The organism is Streptomyces sp. NBC_00669, assembly GCF_036226785.1.
Lineage (GTDB): Bacteria > Actinomycetota > Actinomycetes > Streptomycetales > Streptomycetaceae > Actinacidiphila.
In genome coordinates, this window is sequence record NZ_CP109018.1 from 1,798,160 (window position 1) to 1,816,732 (window position 18,573).

The window sequence follows — 18,573 nt, forward strand, 5'->3', positions numbered from 1 at the left end:
GCCCGGTCATGTGGTCAGCTCCAGCACCGGCACCCCGGCCGGGGTGAAGCCGAACACCTGGCCGTAGAGCGACAGTTCGGCCTCCAGGCAGGTCACCATGGTGTCGAGCAGGCGGAAGCCGTGGCTCTCGCCGGCGAAGGCGCGGTACGCGTGCGGGATGCCGCGCCCTGCGACGGCGGCGAGGAACCGCTCACACTGCACCGGCGGGCAGATCACGTCGTCGAGCCCCTGGAGCAGCAGGAACGGCACCCCGATCCGGTCGCTGCGGTTGATCGGCGAGCGGTCGCGGTAGCGCTCGGGCACCTCGTCGACCGGTCCGACCAGCGACTCCAGGTACTGCGACTCGAAGTCATGGGTCTCACCGCCCTGCTTCGACCAGCCGAGCAGGTCGAGGATCGGGTAGATCACCGTGCCGCAGGCGTAGGTGTCGGTGCTGGTCAGGGCCGCCGCGCTGGTCCAGCCACCGGCGCTGCCGCCCCGGATGGCGAGCCGGTCCGGATCGGCGGCGCCCTCCGCGACCAGCCCCTGGGCGACCGCGGCGCAGTCCTCGACGTCGACCACGCCCCACTGCTCGCGCAGCCGGTTGCGGTACTCGCGGCCGTGGCCGGTGGAGCCGCCGTAGTTGACCTCGGCGACCCCGATGCCGCGCGAGGTGAAGTAGGCGATCTCCAGGTCGAGCACCATCGCCGCGCGGCTGGTCGGCCCGCCGTGCACCCAGATCGCGTACGGCGCGGGGCCGTCGGCGGTGATCTCCGGGTGACGCGGTGGGTAGACGTGGGCGTGCACCTCGCGGCCGTCGGGGCCGGTGAAGGTGCGGGCGACCGGTTCGGGGAGGTACGCGGGGTCGACCGTGTCGTGGTGCGCGTTGCCGATCACGCGGGTGCGGCCGACGGCGGTGTCGAGCTCGACCACCTCGTAGGAGGTGCGGCCGCTCGCGGCGATGCCGATCACCCGGCCGCCGGTGGCGGCGAGGGTCGGGTTCCACTCCGTCCACGGGCCGGGGGCGTCGATGACGTCGCCGGTGGCGGTGTCGAGCAGCCCGAGCCGGGGGGCGCCGACGCCGTGCAGCACCGCGATCAGGCCGTGCTCCAGCGGCTGGAACCAGCGCTGGCCGAGCTTCCACAGCGCCCCGGCGAACTCCTCCTCGCGCGGGCACAGGTTGACCGCGTCGCCGCCCACCGGGTCGACCCGGTGGATGTTCCACCAGCCGGTGCGGTCGGTGGCGGCGAGCAGGGTGCCGTCCGGCGCCCACTCGGCCTGCGAGACGGACTCCTCGGGGCCCCCGATCAGGGTGCGGGCCGGACCGAACACGCCGTCGGCGCCCACGTCGGCGATCCGCAGCTCGGTGCCGTCCCACGGCATGAGCGGGTGGTCCCAGGCGAGCCAGACCGCCCGCGCGCCGTCGGGCGACAGCCGCGGTCCGGTGACGAAGCGGTGGGCGTCGGCGGCCAGTTCGCGTACGGCGCCGCGGTCGTCGGCGGCCGAGCCGTCCAGCGGGACGGCCGCGGGCACCCGGCGCACGTCCGAGGGCCCCTCCCCGGTGAACTCCTCCAGCACGCCCCAGACCTCGCCGCGCTCCGGGCTGATCGTGAGGTCGGCCCAGCGCAGACCGCCGCCGACCGGCGAGACCGGGGTGAGCGGGCGCGGCTCGCTCTCCGGCTGGTCGGGGCGGAAGGCGTACAGCCGCTGGTCGAGGTGGTGCGCGAAGACGATCAGCGCCGAGCCGTCGAGGACCGCGCCCGCCCAGGGGGTGCCGCCGTACTCGATGACGCGGCTGCGGACGTTCCAGGGCGCGGGCAGCGGGCACTGCTCGGTGCCGTCGGGCAGGCGGCGGATCAGCGCGCGCCGGCCACCCTCGGCGGGGCGGGGCGAGGTCCACCACACCTCGTCGCCGACGACGCCCACGAACTCCGGGCTGCCGTCGTGCGAGGCGGCGGTGGTGGCGTCGATCGGTGACGGCCAGGTGCCGTAGGCGACGGCTGTCCGGTCGGTGGTGGTCATCGGGTGCCCTTCCCGGTGGTGGCGGTCGCGGTGCCGGTGGTGTGCGCGGCGGGTGCGCCGGTGCGGCGCAGGAAGCGGTCCAGCACCTCGACCCCGAAGTGCAGCGCCTCGACCGGGACATGCTCGTCCACGCCGTGGAAGAGCGCGTTGTAGTCGAAGCCGGGCGGCAGCTTCAGCGGCGAGAAGCCGTAGCCGGCGATGCCGAGCCGGGAGAACTGCTTGGCGTCGGTGCCGCCGGACATGCAGAACGGCAGCACGTGGGCGCCCGGGTCGAAGTGCTCCAGGGACTCGCGCATCGCGGCGAAGGTGGGTGAGTCGACGGGCGCTTCGAGGGCGACCTCGCGGTGGTGGTACTCCCAGTCGACGTCCGGCCCGGTGAGCCGGTCCATGGTGGTGGTGAACTCCTCCTCGCCGCCGGGCAGCACGCGTCCGTCGATGTGGGCGGTGGCGGAGCCGGGGATGACGTTCACCTTGTAACCGGCCTGGAGCATGGTCGGGTTGGAGCTGTTGCGGACGGTCGAGCGGATGAAGGACGCGGCTGGGCCGAGCTTGGTGAGCAGGGCGTCGATGCTGTCGGGGTCGGTCGCTCCGTCGCCGTCGGTGACGCGGTCGAGGTCGACGTCCACGCCCTGGAGCGCGGACAGTTCGGTGAGTGCGGCGCGCACGGTGTCGCTCAGCCGCAGCGGCCAGCGGTGGTCGCCGATCCGGGCGACGGCGGCGGCGAGCCGGCTGACGGCGTTGTCCGCGTTGACCTTCGAGCCGTGGCCGGCCCGGCCGCGCGCGGTGAGCTTGAGCCAGGCGGTGCCGCGCTCGCCGGCCGCGACCGGATAGAGCCGCAGGCCGTCGCCCGCGTGGAAGGTGTAGGCGCCGGACTCGCTGATGCCCTCGGTGCAGCCCTCGAAGAGCTCGGGGTGCTTGTCGGCGAGGAACCCGGAGCCGTAGTCGGCGCTGTCCTCCTCGTCGGCGGTGAAGGCGAGCACGATGTCGCGGACCGGCCGGTGGCCCGCCCGGGCCCAGTTGCGGACGGTGGCGAGCACCATCGCGTCCATGTTCTTCATGTCGATGGCGCCGCGGCCCCAGACCACGCCGTCGCGGATCTCGCCGGAGAAGGGGTGCACGCTCCACTCGGCGGCCTCGGCGGGCACCACGTCGAGGTGGCCGTGCACGAGGAGCGCGTCGGCGGACGGGTCGGTGCCGGGGATGCGCGCGACCACGTTGGCCCGGCCGGGGGCGGACTCCAGGATCTGCGGCTCGATGCCGGCGTCGGCGAGTTGCCGCGCGACGTATTCGGCTGCGGGGCGTTCGTTGCCGTCGCCACCGCCGCGGTTGGTGGTGTCGATCCGGATCAGGTCGGAGGTGAAGCGGACCACCTCGTCGAGCGCCTGTGCGTCGACAAACTGCTCAGCCATACTGCTCCTCCACGGCCTGCGAAACGAGTGTGGTGACCGCCTTGAAGGCGCGGATTCCTTCGTACATGGTCGGCAGGGTGTAGGCCACCCGCCGCTCTCCGGTGCGCTCGACGCCGGGTACCACGGTGGCGGCCCCGGCCAGGTGGACCGCGTCGAACTCCAGCTCCACCGTGTACGGCCCGGCCTCGGCGGGTGCGTGCTTGACGGCGAGCGCGGCGGCCTGCTTGGCGGCGGACCGGATGTCGGCGGCGGTGCGCGCGGGCGGGCGGCACACCGCGGCGTACCGCGACACGTAGTCCTTGACGGCGACCGTGTGGGCCTCGGGGGCGTATCCCCGCGCGTCCAGCCCGGTCCGGTCGTCGCCGGTGACGAGCACCACCGGGACGCCGTACTCGGCGACGACCAGGGCGTTGAGCCGGCCCTCGCTGGCCGGCTCGCCGTTGACCCACACGCCGGTGATGGAGTTGGCGAGGTAGGTGTGGGCGAGGACGCCCTCGGTGCCGGCGCCGGTGTGGTACCCGACGAAGGCGATGCCGTCGACGTCGCCGTGCTGGACGCCCTCGACCATCGACAGGTCCTTGTGGCGGCCGGTGAGCATCTGGGCGCGCTCGTCCAGCTTCTCCAGCAGGAGGTTGCGCATGGACCAGTGCGCCTCGTTGACAAGGACCTCGTCGGCGCCGCCGTCGAAGAAGCCGGCGATCGCCGCGTTGACGTCGGACGTGAACATATGGCGGCAGCGCTGCCACTGCTCGCTGCCCGGCAGGACGTCGGCCGGCCACGTCACGCCGGTCGCGCCTTCCATGTCCGCCGAGATGAGGATCTTCGTCATGAGCGTCACGTTACGCGGCCCCGTGACGGCCGTGCCAGCCCCTCCTCTTCGCCTGTGGATAACTTCAATGGTCCAGACCTCTCGGGCGGGCCGGTCCGATCCCGCGGGCGGCCCCTCACCTCACCCCTTCCGGCCCGCGACCAGCCACTTCGACGGCACCGCCACCCGCTCCCCGGCCGCGTCGAACTCGACGGTCAGCAGGGGTTGTTCACCTTGCGCGAGTATGTCGAGGCCCGCGTCGGAGAAGTAGCCGGGCACCGCCGCGTCGGCCACCTCGCCCGGCGCGATGCCGTGCGAGAAGATCGCCCGGAGTTTCAGCGAAGGACCGGCCGGCGCCGCGGCGAGCGCGCCGAGCACCCCCTTCGCCGCCTCCGCCAGCTCCAGCGCGAAGACCCGGCCGCGCACGCCGGTCAGCTCGGCGATGCCCGCCACCAGTTCGGCCCGGTCCTGCGGCGCGCACTGGTGCAGCACGCCCCGCATGTACACGTTCGCGTCACCGGTCTCCGCGTGCAGCCGCCGCATCGCCTCGCGGTCGACGGCGTCCAGCACCTCGTAGCCCGCCACGCCGTGCGGGTCCGCCCGCCGGGCCCTGGCCACCGCCTCCCGCGACAGGTCCGCACCCACCACCCGGTCGTACCGGCCGGCGAGGAAGCGCGTCTGCGTGCCGTTGCCGCAGCCCAGGTCGACCAGTGGCAGCCCCGGGTCGAAGTACCCCTCGAAGTGCGGCAGATGCAGCGCCGACGCGAGCGCGGGCTCGACGTCCCAGAGCGCCCCGCCCACCTCGTCCGGCGCGTCCTTCCAGAAGCTCTCCCAGACCTGCTGGTACTCGCCGGTCACCTTCATGGGTACGCACCTCCGCCGTGGAACCGCCGCATGTCCTTGCCCGCTACCCGTGTTCACCCCCGCGCACGCCCGCGCACGCGTAGCCGCCCCGCACCTTCTCCCCCTGCTCCCCCGCACACCCCGCAGGAGCCACCCGGCTCACAGGCCCCGCGGCAGGGCCAGCTCGCACCAGACCGTCTTCCCGTGGGCGGACCGGCTGGTGCCCCACTCGCGGGCCAGCCGGCTGACGATCCGCATGCCGCGCCCGCCCTCGTCCTCGGCGCCGGCGCTCAGCAGGACCGGCACCGCGTGGTCGTCGTCGCCGACCTCGCACAGCAGGGCACCCGCCCGCACCAGCCGCAGGCTCACCCGGTCGGTGCGCGCGTGGCGCAGCGCGTTGGTGACCAGCTCGTCGACCAGCAGCTCCGCGCTCTCGCCGATCGCGTCCAGACCCCAGCCGTGCAGCGCCGCCCGGACCAGGCCGCGGGCCCGGGCCGCCTCGCGCGGGTCGTTCGCCAGCTCCCAGGCCGCCACGTCGCCGCGCGGGATGCCGTTGAGCCGCGCCATCAGCAGCGCCACGTCGTCCTTGCGGCCTCCGCGCGGGTTCAGGGCGCGGATGATCGTGTCGCAGGCGTCGTCCATCGACGCGGCCGGGTGCGCGGCGCTCTCGCACAGCGCGGCGAGCCCGGCGCCGATGTCCTGCCCGCGCACCTCGACCAGGCCGTCGGTGCACAGCACCAGCCGGTCACCGGGCGCGACCGGCACCCGGACCGTCTCGAAGGCGACCCCGCCGACGCCCAACGGCGCGCCGGTGGGCACCTCCAGCAGCTCGCTGCGCCCGTCGGCGGCGCGCACCAGGACCGGCGGGATGTGCCCGGCGTTGCCGATCAGCAGGTCGGACTCGACCGGGTCGTAGACCGCGTAGAGGCAGGTGGCCAGGTACTGCTCGCCGAGCCGCTGGGCGAGGTCGTCGAGGTTGCGCAGCAGGTGCGCGGGCGGCATGTCGAGCCCGGCCATGGTCTGCACGGCGGTACGGAACTGGCCCATCATCGCGGCCGAGTTCAGGCCGTGCCCCATCACGTCGCCGACCACCAGGGCCAGCCGGGAGCCGGGCAGCTTGATGGTGTCGAACCAGTCGCCGCCGACCCGGCCGAGCCGGGTGCCCGGCAGGTAGCGGGTGGCCACGTCGCAGCCGGGCATGCGCGGCGCGATGTGCGGCAGCATGCTGTCCTGGAGGGTGTCGGCGACGTTCTCCTGGTAGGTGTACATCCGGGCGTTGTCGAGCACGAGCCCGGCGCGGGCGGCGAGTTCGGCGCCCGTGACACGGTCCATGTCGTCGAACGCGGGCCGCTCCCGGTGGCGCAGCAGGATCATGAAGCCGAGCACCACGTCGCGCGCCTTGAGCGGCACCACCAGCATCGAGCGGTGGTTGATCAGCGGGCTGATGTCGCGCTTGGGGAACTGCGCGGCGATCGAGTTGCCCATCTCCTCGCTGATCCGCGGCACCAGGACGGGCTCGCCGGTGGTCATGCAGCGGAAGAACGGGGTCTGCGCCGGGAACGGCATGGACTCGCCGACCGGCACCACGTCGTCCCAGCGGCCCGGCTCGTCGGTGTGCTCGACCGCGACGCGGTACCACATGGTGGTGACGTCGGGCGGACCGTCCGGGAAGCCCTCGCCGGCCAGTACCTGCTCGCGCAGGTAGGTGCCCGCGACGTCGGTGAAGCGCGGCACGACCGCCGCGCTGACCTCCTCGATGGTGCGGGCCAGGTCCAGGGAGCTGCCGATCCTGCGGCTGACCTCGTTGAGGAACTCCAGGTGCTCGCGGACCGCCGCGTACTCCAGGTCGGGCGCCAGGTCGTCGTCCGCGGCCGAGGGAGCCGTGCCGCCGGCCACTCCGACGACCGCCGATGCGCCGGCGTGCGCTCTTCGCTCCCCAGCACCCGCGCCCACACCCGCGCCCGCGCCCGCTCCCGCTGCGGCGCCGGCATCCGCATCCGCGCCCGCATCCGCTCCGGCGCGGGCGGCCTCGGCGGCCCGCCGTCTTGCCTCGCGCTCGGCCCGGCGCGGCACGCCCCAGTCCGGGGTGACCGGCACCCGGTCCTGGCGGCTGACCTCAAGCACCGGATACCCCAGCTCCAGCACCTGGGCCACGATCCGGGCGCTGTCCAGCGGGTTCATGCTGGGCAGGATCTCCGGTAACCGCTTGGCGAGCTCGTCGGAGCCCGGGAACTCGGCGAACACCGAGTGCAGCGCGAAGCCCGGCGCGATCCGCTCGAAGACCTCGGCCGGCTCGGGGGCGTCCGACCCGGCCGCGGCGAGCGCCTCGGGGTCCACCACCCCGGCCTGCACGGCGTCCGCGGCGAGCACCAGCAGCCGCTCGGGCCCCGGACCGACCAGCGGATACGCCCACCACAGCAGGTCCAGCGGCCGCGCGTCGTCCGCCCCGCCGCCCTCCTCAGCGAGCAGCACGCCCGCATCGCCGAGCGGCCCGCCCGCATCGCCGGCCACGCGGTGCGCCCGGTCGAAGACCCGGGCCCGCCCCGCGGTGGGATACGCGCCCTCGCCGGCCTGGACCGGCTCCGGGTCATCCTCCACCCAGGCAGCGTCCAGAGCCCCGACCACGGGCAGCACGTCGACCGCCGGGCGGCCGACCGCCTCGTCCCTGGTGGGCCCGAACAGGCGCCTGGCCCCCGTGCTCCAGTGGGAGATCTCACCCGCGACGTCGACGACCACCACCGCGAGCGGCACCCGGCCGGAAATCACTGGCGGATTGCGGCGGTCCATGGTTCGTTGGGCTCCTTCCCGTGGCAGTCACGGGGTCATGCCCGGGCGCGCCTGAGCTTGTCCCCGGCACATGATCCGCGATGCCGATACCACGGTACGGCCGGACCGGACCAGCAGGGGAGGCAAAGCAGGAAACCGGCGTACGCCCGCACGGGAGCAACCGATCCGAGCGTGCTAGCGTCCAAACCCTGTGTTCGAACTCTTGTCACGGTGGAGTTCGTTCCCGCCGGACGGGACCCCGGCCGGGACACTCCGCACCCGCTACCGGAAGAGGCCACGTGACCACCTGGCAGCCCGCGCGCGTCGCTGTCGTCCGCGGACCGAGGGGCCTGCTGCGACGGGTCGATCTGCGCCACCCGGTGGTCATCGCCACACTGCTGGCCGCCGTACTGCACGCGGTGTGGGCGCTGTACCTGGCCAAGGACTCGGGCGACATGGCCGCCCAGTACGCGTGGACGGAGTTCATAAAGGCCCACCCCGCCGCGTCGTACAACCTGTCGTGGTACGGCGGCATGCACCCGGCCTCGTACAGCATCCTGTCGCCGTACATCATGGCCGCGCTCGGGGTGCGGATGACCGGGGTGATCGCCGGCACCCTCACCGCGACGTTCTCCGCGGCGCTGCTGATGCGGGCCCGGGTGAAGCGGCCGCTGGTGCCGGTGCTGTGGACGACGTTCGCTCTTTGGGGTGATGTCGTCTCGGGCCGGGTCACCTTCGCGCTGGGCATGCTCTTCGCGGTGGTCGCCACGATGGTGCTCTACCCCGTGGAGCGGGCCGCACGCGGCCGGTCGCCGCGGCTGGCGCTCGCCACGGTCATGGCGGCGTTCGCCACGATGTGCAGCCCGGTCGCCGGGCTCTTCCTGCTCGTGGTCGCCGCGGCGCTGTTCCTGACCGGCCGGCGCAAGGACGCGTACATACTGGCCGCCGCGCCGCCGCTGGTGGTCGGCGCCACCTCGCTGCTCTTCCCCTTCTACGGGGTGCAGCCCTTCAAGTGGTACTTCGCGATCATCCCGTTCGCGGTGTCGGTCGCGATCGCGCTCGCGGTGCCCAAGGCGTGGAAGGCCATCCACCTGGGCTCGTGGGTCTACGCGGCGGGCGTGGTGCTGACCTTCGTCATCCCCTCGCCGATCGGCAGCAACGTCGAGCGGCTCGCGCTGCTGTACGGCGGCACCATACTGCTGATCGTCGCGATGGCGAGCACCTGGGGCACCAAGCGGACGCTGCTGCTGTGGCTGGCCTTCGCCGGGACCGCGTCCTGGCAGATCACGAAGCCGATAGTGGACCAGGTCACCACCTCCTCGGGGACCTCCTCCGTGCAGGCGTCCTCCCTGATCCACGAGTTGCGCACGCTGCGTGCCGACCGCGGCCGGGTCGAGGTGGTACCGCTGCGCTCGCACTGGGAGGCGTCCGGCCTGTCGCCGTACGTCAACCTCGCGCGCGGCTGGAACCGGCAGGCCGACGTGGAGCGCAACCCGCTCTTCTACGACGGGACCCTGACCCCCGACACCTACCGGGACTGGCTGCGCCGCTGGAGCGTCAACTACGTGGTGCTGCCCGCGGCCCAGCCGGACGGCGCGGGCGTCGCCGAGGCGAAGCTGGTGGCGGCGGGACAGCCCTGGATGACCGAGGTGTGGCACGACCCGGACTGGCAGGTGTATTCCGTGACGGGTGCGGACCCGATGGCGGACCCGCCGGCCGTGGTCGACCAGGCCGGTCCTGCCGATCTGACCGTCACGATGCCGAGCAGCGGGTCGGTGCTGCTGCGCATCCCGTGGTCGCCCGTGCTGGGGATCGAGGGGGCCGCCGACAACGACAGCGGGTGCCTCGCGCCCGACGGTGACTGGACGCGGCTGTACGCGCCCAAGGCCGGGACGTACAAGATCGGCGGGACCTACGCGCTGATCCGCGGGACGCAGTGCGACAAGGCGCAGATCCAGGACGGCACCGGCCGCAACCCCTCCTCCAAAGGAGGGTGACCCACCCACCCGGGCGGCCTGTCCTGTCGGCCCGTCCTGTCGGCCCAGGGACCGTCCCCGTTGGTTGATCGCTGGGGGTACCCCCTCTGAACGCGTCGCCGCGCCCCTTGAGGGTCGGCGTCCTTCCGCGGAAGGAGCCGCACCTGTCTCAAGGGGCGCGGATGGCTGCGCGCTCGGCCGCATGCTCACAGCCGGTCCCTGGACCGACAGGACAGGGCGCTCGGGAGGGTCCGCTCGGGCCGCCCGCGGGGACTAGTCCGCGTGGCCCAGCTGAAGGTCGCGTTCCGTGCGGCCGCCCCCGGCGACCTGGAGCACCGTGGCCACCGGCGGGTACCCCGCCGCGATGACGGTGTACTCGCCGGCCGCGAGGTCGACGAACCGGAAGTGGCCGTCAGGGCCGGTGGTGACGGAGTCGACGACGTTGCCGGCGGCGTCAAGGAGGGTGACGCGGGCGTCCTCCACCAGGCGGCCCCCGGGCGCGCGGACGATGCCGCGCAGGGAGGCGCCGCCGGCGAGCTCGACGTCCTGGCGGGTCTCGCGGGACGCCTGGACGGTGACGGGGAGGGCGGCCGGCCGGTAGGCGGGCGCGCTGGCCGCGAGGGTGTACTCCCCGGCGACGAGTTCGGTGAGCGCGTAGACGCCCTCGCGGCCGCTGCGGGAGGTGGCCACGACGTCGCCGCGTACGTCGGTGAGCGTGACGATCGCGTCCCGGACCGGGGTGCCGTCGGCGGTGTGGACGGTGCCGGCCAGCCGCCCGGCGCCGCCGAGCACGACGTCGAGTTCGACCGGGTGGTCGCCGACGGCGACGGTGACGGCCTGCGGCTGGTGCCCGCCGGCCGCGGCGATCAGGACGTAGCTGCCGGCGCCCGGGGTGCTCAGGGCGTAGCGGCCGTCCTCCGCGGTGGCGCCGCGGCCGACCTGGCGGCCGGAGCCGTCGATGAGGGTGAGGGCGGCGCGGCCCACGGAGGTGCCGTCGGAGTGCTGGACGGTGCCGCACACCGGGACGCCGCCCTGGCCGCGCCGGGCACCGGGCACCACCGAGTCGGGTGCGGGACCGCCGGGGGCGATCGTGGCGGTCACGGCGGCGGGGTTCGCGCCGTAGACGGGGTCGTGGCCGGACTCGTAGGGGGTTTCGTACCCGGGGTCGTAGCCGGGGTCGTAACCGGGTTCGTACGCCGCCTGAGCGGCGGGGCCGTGCTGGGTCACCAGGGGTTTCTCCTTGAGCAGGAAGGTGATGAGGAAGCCGAGGACGAGGACCGGCACCAGGTAGAGGAAGATCCGCGGCATGGCGTCGGCGTACGCGTGTACGTATCCGTCGCGCAGGGACGCGGGCAGGGTGCGGACCAGTTGGGGGGTGACCGACTCGGGGTCGGGCAGTTTGACGCCGCGCGGGAGGTCGTTGGCGAGCTGGTGGCTGAGGCGGTTGGCGAACAGGGTGCCGAAGACCGCGGCGCCGACGGAGCCGCCGATCTGCCGGAAGTAGTTGTTGGCGCTGGTCGCGGAGCCGATGTCGGTGGGCTTCACCGAGTTCTGCACGGCGAGTACCAGGACCGGCAGGATCAAGCCGATGCCGAGGCCGAGCACCGCCATGTAGACGCTGTACTCGGGGCGCGCGGTGTGGGCGTCCAGCCGGGAGAGCAGATACATCCCGATCGCGGACAGGCCGCTGCCGACCAGCGGGAAGACCTTGTAGCGGCCGGTGCGGCTGATGAGCTGCCCGCTGCCGATGGAGGCGACCACGACGCCGAGCATCATCGGGAGCATCAGCAGCCCGGAGCCGGTGGCGCTGGCGCCGTCGACCATCTGGAGAAACGTCGGCAGGTAGCTGGCGGCGCCGAAGAGGGCGACGCCGACCACGGCGCCGATCAGCGCGGAGGTGTTGAACACCCCGTCGCGGAACAGCCGCAGCGGGATGACGGGTTCGGCGGCGAACCGCTCCACGAGGACGAAGAGCAGCACGCACACGACGGTGCCCCCGGCGAGCCCGAGGATCTCCTTGGACCGCCAGGCGTAGGTGGAGCCGCCCCAGGTGGTCAGCAGCACCAGGCAGGTCGAGCCGGCCGCCAGCAGCAGGGCGCCGATCACGTCGAGCCGGGGCCGGGCGGTGGGTTTGGGCAGCTTGAGCACCAGGCTGATCACCACCAGGGTGACCAGGCCGAAGGGCACGTTGATGGAGAAGCACCAGCGCCAGGAGGCGTGGTCGGTGAAGAAGCCGCCCAGCAGCGGTCCCGCGACCGAGGCGACGCCGAACGCGGCGCCGATCAGGCCCATGTACCGGCCGCGTTCGCGGGGCGGCACGATGTCGGCCATGATCGCCTGCACGCCGATCATCAGCCCGCCGCCGCCGATGCCCTGGATCGCGCGGAAGGCGATCAGCTCGTTCATCGTCTGGGACCAGGCGGCGAGCGCCGAGCCGACCACGAAGGTCAGGATCGCGAACTGGAAGACGCTCTTGCGGCCGAAGAGGTCGCCGAGCTTCCCGTAGATCGGCAGGCCGATGGTGGAGGAGAGCAGGTAGGCGGTGACGACCCAGGACATCCGGTCCAGGCCGTGCAGTTCGCCGACGATCTTGGGCAGTGCGGTCGCCACGATCATCTGGTCGAGGGCGGCCAGCAGCAGGGCGAGCATCAGCCCGAGGAAGACCAGCCGCAGCCGGCGCGGGGTGAGGGTGCCCGGCTCCCCCTCGGGGCCGGTGGCGAGCACGTCGGGGGGCGGCTGCGCCGCACCGCCCGCCGCGCCGTCCACCGGCCCGGCCTCGCCCAGGACTTCGTCCGGGTGAGGTTCCCCCAGTCGCTCGATCAGCGTGCCGCCACTCACTGCCACTCCCCTCGTCACACCTGCTCCGCCACCGTCTCCCGCCATGAGGCGACAACGACGGACGGACCCGGCGAGTCTCAGGAAGTTGGCAAAACCACCCTTACTGGTGAATGCTCGCGAAACCGGGCGAGTATCGGGGGAGTTACTGCTCCACCTCGGCGGCGAGCTTGGCGAGCACCTCGTCGTGGATGGCGTTGAGGCCCTTGGGGGCGAACGTCCGCTCGAAGAAGCCGCCGACGCCCGTGGCGCCCTGCCAGGCGGTCGCGTTGACCACCTTGCTGCGGCCCTCGCCGGCCGGGGTGACGGTCCAGGTGGTCACCATCGAGGAGTTGCGGTCGGTCTCGACGAGCTGCCCGGCGACGGGCGCCGTGACGTCGAAGAGGCACTCGCGCACGCGCTTGCTGGTCGCCTGGAGCTTCCAGTGCACGACGGTGCCGGCGCCCTCGCCGCCCTCGCGGACCTCGTACTCGCTGTACTGACCGGGCAGGACCCGGCCGCGGGTGCCGGCGTAGTCGGCCAGGGCGGCGAACACCCGCTCCGGCTCCGCCGCGACGATCCGCTCCGTGGTGGCCTCGACCAGCGCCATGACTTCTCCTCGGGTCCATGCCCCTGCGGGCATCGGGGTGCTTGGTGCGCGCACTTCCTCACGCGACACACCAGCCAACCACACTCGCTTATCGAATCTGTGTTCTATTGTGGGTAGCGGGCGGCCATCGGACCGCCCGTGGGGGCCGGACGACGGAAGGAGGGCACGATGCGCTGGGACGGGCTGAACGCCGAGGACTCCGCGGGTGCGCTCTTCGGGACCTCGGCGGTGACGACGCGGACCTTCGACACCCCTGGATTCCGCGGCATCACCTTCCACGAGGTGCGGGCCCGCTCGATCCTCAACCGGGTGCCCGGCACCTCGCGGATGAGGTTCGAGTGGACGCTCAACCCCTACCGCGGCTGCTCGCACGCCTGCGTCTACTGCTTCGCCCGCAAGACGCACAGCTACCTCGACCTGGACACCGGACTCGGCTTCGACTCGCAGATCGTGGTGAAGGTCAACGCGCCGGAGCTGCTGCGCCGCGAACTGGCCGCGCCGCGCTGGCAGGGCGAGCACGTCGCCATGGGCACCAACGTGGACTGCTACCAGCGGGCCGAGGGCCGCTACCAGCTGATGCCCGGCATCCTCACCGCGCTGCGCGACCGGGCGAACCCGTTCTCGATCCTCACCAAGGGCTCGCTGATCCTGCGCGACCTCGAACTGGTGCGGCAGGCCGCGAGCGTCACCGATGTGTCCATAGCACTGTCGATCGGCTTCCTGGACGGGGAGTTGTGGCGCAGCGTGGAACCGGGCACGCCTTCCCCCGAGACGCGGCTGGCGGTCTGCCGCACCCTGAGCGAGAACGGCATACCCGTGGGGGTGCTGATGGCGCCGGTGCTGCCCTTCCTCAGCGACTCCCCCGCGCAGTTGCGCGCCACAGTCCGGGCGATCGCCGCGGCCGGCGCCACCTCCGTGACGCCCCTGGTGCTGCATCTGCGGCCGGGCGCGCGGGAGTGGTACACCGCGTGGCTCCGGCAGCACCACCCCCACCTGGTGCGGCGGTACGAAGCGCTCTACGCGGGCGGTTCGTACGCGCCGAAGTGGTACCAGCGGCGGATCACCCGGCAGGTGCACGAGTTCGCGGCGGAGTTCGGCTGCGGGCCGGCCCGGCTCGGGGCGATGCGCGGGCGGCCGGCGCCCGGGGAGGACGCCGAGGAGACGGTGGAGGGCGCCGCCGGAGCACCCGGCGCGGGGTCGGGGCCGGGGCGGGAGCCGGAGGGGGAGCCGGGGTCGGGTCCGGGTCCGGGTCCGGAGAACACCCAGCTCACCCTGTTGTGAACTGCCTAGAATGCGGGGCATGGTGCGGATCAGGACGATGACCGAGCCGGACGTGCCGGCCGTGTCGGCGATCCGGGTCCGCGGCTGGCAGCACGCGTACGCCGGGATGGTGCCGCAGAGCCACCTCGACGCGATGGACCCGGCCGACGACGCGGCGCGGCGACGGGAGTGGTTCGTACGCTCGGCGGGGCGGGTGCACAACCTGGTGGCCGAGGAGGCCGCCGCCGACGGCACCGCGCCCGTGATCGGCTGGGCCGCCTTCGGGCCGTACCGGGGCGAGGACACCGGCGCGACGACCGGGGAGTTGTACGCGCTGTACGTACGACCGGACCGGATCGGCACCGGCGCCGGCCGCGCGCTCACCGCGGAGGTGGTCCGCCGCTCGGCCGAACTCGGCCGCACCCGGCTGGCGTTGTGGGTCCTCACCGACAACGTGCGGGCCCGCCGCTTCTACGCCGCCGCCGGCTTCTCACCCGACGGCGCGACCATGACCGAGCTGTACGACGGCGTCCCGGTCGAGGAGACGCGCTACACCCGCTCGCTGCCGTAGGGCGAGCCCGAACCGGCGCAGCGCGCCCTACGGTTCGCCGCGGCCCGTAAGGCCGGTCGCGCCCCGCCTCCTTGCCGCGGCTTGCCTCCTTGCCGTGGCTTGCCCGGGCGGGTCGCCCACGGCCGCTCATCTGTCACGCACCGAAATCACCTGTGCAAAGGACTGGCGGCCAAGTTACCCGCGAGTTACCCTCGGAGGACACGCCAGGCGGCCGGTGAACCGACCGCTCGGCGGATGCCGTTGTCGGTTCGGCACTGTGCGGCGTGGCCCCGGGACAGGGTCCGCCGGCTCGCGCGGGCGCGCACACGCACCGCTTCTGCGGTCAGGCCCGCGACTCCACTCATCCCTCTGCCGTGCGCCCGCGCGCTGCGCGGCGCGGCTCTTGCCACTCCTGGAGTCACGCGATGGACCGTCCCTCCGCTTCTTCCGCGACCGCATCGAACACGCCGACCGACTCGGCCGCCGAGCCCGCCCGGTCCGCCCGGTCCGCGACCGAACCGCCGCTCCTCCCCTCCGTGGTGGCCGTGGTCGGCCTGGGCACCATGGGCACCGGCATCGCCGAAGTGCTGGCCTGCGCCGGCCACGAGGTGGTCGGCGTCGACATCGACGACGCCGCCGCCCGCCGGGCCGTCAGCGCCCTGGAGGCCCGTACCGCCCGCCAGGTCGAGCGCGGCCGGCTGACCCCGGCCGAGCGGGACGACGTGCTCGCACGCTTCCGCACCTTCCCCGAACTGCGGGCGGCCGCCGCGGCCGACCTGGTGATCGAGGTCGTCTCCGAGCGGTACGACGTCAAGCGCGAGGTGTTCACCGCGCTGGACCGTATCGCCAAGCCGGAGGCGATCCTCGCCACCGGCACCAACGCGCTGTCGGTGACCCGGCTGGCGGCGGAGACCGGGCGGCCCGACCGCGTGCTCGGCCTGCACTTCTTCGCTCCCGCGCAGGCGATGAAGCTGGTCGAGGTGGTCTCCACGGTGCTGACGGCGCCCGAGGCGACCCGCACGGTGACCGCGCTGGTGCGCAGCCTGGGCAAGGAGCCGGTGCCGGTCGGCGACCGCGCGGGCTTCATCGCGGACGGCCTGCTCTTCGGGTACCTGAACCAGGCGGCGGCGATGTACGAGGCGCGGTACGCCACCCGGGAGGACATCGACGCGGCGATGAGGCTCGGCTGCGGGCTGCCGATGGGCCCGCTGGCGCTGCTCGACCTGATCGGCGTGGACACCGCCACCACCGTGCTGGAGGCGATGTACGAGGCGAGCAGGGACCGGCTGCACGCACCCGCGCCGGTGCTGCGGCAGCTCACGGCGGCGGGATTGCTGGGCCGCAAGTCGGGGCGCGGCTTCTACAGCTACGAATCCCCCGGCTCGGGCGCGGTCGTGCCGGACGCCGAGACGCCCCGCAAGCGCGGCGGGGGCGCGCGGGGCCGTACGGTCCACACGGTCGGCGTGGCCGGCTCCGGCACCATGGCCACCGGCATCGCGGAGGTCTTCGCGAAGGCCGGGTTCGAGGTGGCGCTGGCGGCCAGGACTCCGGAGAAGGCGGCGCGGGCGCTGGCCCGGCTGACGGCCTCCCTGGACCGATCGGTGGCCAAGGGGCGGCTCACCGCGGAGCAGCGCGACGCGGCGGTGGCGCGGGTGACGCCGGCCGGGTCGTACGACGCCTTCGCGGACGCCGACCTGGTGGTCGAGGCGGTCGCGGAGGACCTGTACGTGAAGCAGGAGCTGTTCCGGGTGCTCGACAAGGTCTGCCGGCCGGGCGCGGTGCTGGCGACCACCACGTCCTCGCTGCCGGTGGTGGCGATCGCGCGGGCCACCGGGCGCCCGCAGGACGTGGTCGGCCTGCACTTCTTCAACCCGGCGCCGGCGATGAAGCTGGTCGAGGTGGTGCGGACCGTGCTGACCTCGGACGACGTGGTGGCGACCGCGCACGAGGTGAGCGGCGCGCTGCGCAAGCACCCGGTGGACTGCGGCGACCGGGCCGGCTTCATCGTCAACGCCCTGCTCTTCCCGTACCTGAACAACGCGGTGAAGATGGTCCAGGACCACTACGCGACCGTCGACGCGATCGACGCCGCGATGAAGCTGGGCGGCGGCTACCCGATGGGCCCGTTCGAACTCCTCGACGTGGTCGGCCTGGACGTCTCGCTGGCGATCGAGCAGGTCCTGCACGACGAGTTCCGCGACCCGGGCCTGGCCCCCGCCCCGCTCCTGGAACACCTGGTCTCAGCGGGCTGCCTCGGCCGCAAAACCGGCCGCGGCTTCCGTGAGTACGCCCGCTGAGCGGCGCGCTCCCCGGCTCGATGGCCACGGACGACGGCTCGGCGGCCGGAGGGCTCGCCGTCGATCATCGGCTGCCGCTCGTGTTACGTTCCCCGCATGCCGCAGCCTGTGAAGTCCGCCACCGACACCGCCAGCGGGCGCCGTGCGGCCGCTCAGCGCCACCGGGTACGGCAGGACCTCGCGTCGGCGGCCATGCGGCTGTTCGCGACGCAGGGGTACGAGGCCACGACCGTCGACGAGATCGCCGCGAGCGCCGGGGTGGCCCGGCGCACCTTCTTCCGGCACTTCCGGTCGAAGGAGGAGGCGATCTTCCCGGACCACGACGACACCCTGGTCCGGGTGCAGGCGGTGCTGGACTCCGCCGACCCGCACGAACACCCGCTGGACACGGTCTGCCGGGGCATCACCGAGGTGCTGCGGATGTACGCGAACGTGCCCGAGGTGTCGGTCGAGCGCTACCGGCTCACCCGCGAGGTGCCCACCCTGCGGGAGCGGGAGATCGCCTCGGTGGCCCGCTACGAGCGGCTGTTCACCCGCTACCTGCTGGGCCACTTCGACGAGGGCGCGCACCGCGACGGCGACGACGACCCGCTGCTCGCCGAGGTCGCCGCCTCCGCGGTGGTCGCCGCCCACAACCACGTGCTGAGGCGCTGGCTGCGGGCGGACGGCAAGGGCGACGTGGAGGCGCAGCTCGACCACGCCTTCGACGTGATCAAGGCGACGTTCGGCACCGGCATCGGGGCGGGGCGGATACCGTCCCGGGCCGGCACCGGCAGCGCCACGGCCGTCTCGCGGCAGGGCGAGGTGGTGGTCGCGGTGGCCCGTACGGACGCCTCCCCCGCGGAGATCCTGCGCAGCATCGAGGAGGCGCTGCGCAAGGCGTAGCGCCCGTCCGCCCCGTTCCCCCCGCATTCCCTTCGCACATCGACCGCTGACACGGCCGCCCGGCGCCATCCGGGCGGCCGTTCGCATGCCGGGTGCCGGCGGATGCGGCGGGTGGCGTTCGCGTTGCTCGTCTGTACCGCCGGGGTGACACTTGAGAGAAATTAGTGGCACGCAGTGTCTTTACGACTGGCACGCAGTGCCATACCGTATCCGTAGTCCGGGCACTGTCCCCCAGGCCCGGCCGGGAATCTCATCTGTTCGCCGAACCGACGACGGCACCTCCATCCCATCGACACCGCGTTCCCTGAACGAGCGTTGCCGCAGAGCGTGCGAACGCGCAGAACGCTTCGCCGG

At 73.3% G+C, this 18,573-nt stretch carries 12 protein-coding genes; 5 read left to right on the forward strand and 7 right to left on the reverse strand.

Annotated elements, in window-relative coordinates; genetic code table 11:
- Positions 1–6: 6 nt before the first annotated feature.
- The 5 genes from OG896_RS07220 to OG896_RS07240 form a co-directional block, all read right to left on the reverse strand.
- Positions 7–2,001, reverse strand: a complete 1,995-nt coding sequence (locus OG896_RS07220) for a prolyl oligopeptidase family serine peptidase (protein WP_329363497.1) — start codon at positions 1,999–2,001, stop codon at positions 7–9.
- Positions 1,998–3,410: a M20/M25/M40 family metallo-hydrolase gene (locus OG896_RS07225; protein WP_329363499.1), complete on the reverse strand. Its 1,413-nt coding sequence runs from the start codon at positions 3,408–3,410 to the stop codon at positions 1,998–2,000. Before OG896_RS07225 ends, OG896_RS07220 begins: the two co-directional genes overlap by 4 nt.
- Entirely contained in the window at positions 3,403–4,239 is an 837-nt protein-coding gene (locus tag OG896_RS07230) for a M55 family metallopeptidase (RefSeq protein WP_329363501.1), read from the reverse strand. The genes OG896_RS07225 and OG896_RS07230 overlap by 8 nt, the downstream gene beginning before the upstream one ends.
- 120 nt (positions 4,240–4,359) lie before the next feature.
- Positions 4,360–5,082: a methyltransferase domain-containing protein gene (locus OG896_RS07235; protein ID WP_329363503.1), complete on the reverse strand. Its 723-nt coding sequence runs from the start codon at positions 5,080–5,082 to the stop codon at positions 4,360–4,362.
- Positions 5,083–5,220: 138 nt separating this feature from the next.
- The gene (locus OG896_RS07240; RefSeq protein WP_329363505.1) at positions 5,221–7,848 is read right to left on the reverse strand and encodes an ATP-binding SpoIIE family protein phosphatase; all 2,628 of its coding nucleotides are present in this window, start codon (positions 7,846–7,848) and stop codon (positions 5,221–5,223) included.
- Positions 7,849–8,126: 278 nt separating this feature from the next.
- On the opposite strand from OG896_RS07240, the gene OG896_RS07245 reads away from it, so the two are divergent.
- Positions 8,127–9,824, forward strand: a complete 1,698-nt coding sequence (locus OG896_RS07245; RefSeq protein WP_329363506.1) for an MFS transporter — start codon at positions 8,127–8,129, stop codon at positions 9,822–9,824.
- Positions 9,825–10,076: 252 nt separating this feature from the next.
- Here OG896_RS07245 and OG896_RS07250 read toward each other — a convergent pair whose 3' ends face one another.
- Positions 10,077–12,686, reverse strand: coding sequence for an MFS transporter (locus tag OG896_RS07250; protein WP_443056955.1), 2,610 nt, complete (start codon positions 12,684–12,686; stop codon positions 10,077–10,079).
- Between the two features lie 97 nt (positions 12,687–12,783).
- A complete protein-coding gene (locus OG896_RS07255) occupies positions 12,784–13,227 on the reverse strand; it encodes an SRPBCC family protein (protein WP_329363510.1) in 444 nt (147 codons plus the stop codon).
- Positions 13,228–13,395: 168 nt separating this feature from the next.
- Between OG896_RS07255 and OG896_RS07260 the strand changes: the two genes are divergently transcribed.
- From OG896_RS07260 to OG896_RS07275, 4 genes are all read left to right on the forward strand, one after another.
- Positions 13,396–14,508: an Rv2578c family radical SAM protein gene (locus OG896_RS07260; RefSeq protein ID WP_329363512.1), complete on the forward strand. Its 1,113-nt coding sequence runs from the start codon at positions 13,396–13,398 to the stop codon at positions 14,506–14,508.
- A gap of 19 nt (positions 14,509–14,527) precedes the next feature.
- Positions 14,528–15,058: a GNAT family N-acetyltransferase gene (locus tag OG896_RS07265; protein ID WP_329363514.1), complete on the forward strand. Its 531-nt coding sequence runs from the start codon at positions 14,528–14,530 to the stop codon at positions 15,056–15,058.
- Between the two features lie 542 nt (positions 15,059–15,600).
- Positions 15,601–17,334: a 3-hydroxyacyl-CoA dehydrogenase family protein gene (locus OG896_RS07270; RefSeq protein ID WP_443057233.1), complete on the forward strand. Its 1,734-nt coding sequence runs from the start codon at positions 15,601–15,603 to the stop codon at positions 17,332–17,334.
- A gap of 96 nt (positions 17,335–17,430) precedes the next feature.
- A complete protein-coding gene (locus tag OG896_RS07275; protein ID WP_328471013.1) occupies positions 17,431–18,219 on the forward strand; it encodes a TetR family transcriptional regulator in 789 nt (262 codons plus the stop codon).
- Positions 18,220–18,573: the final 354 nt, after the last annotated feature.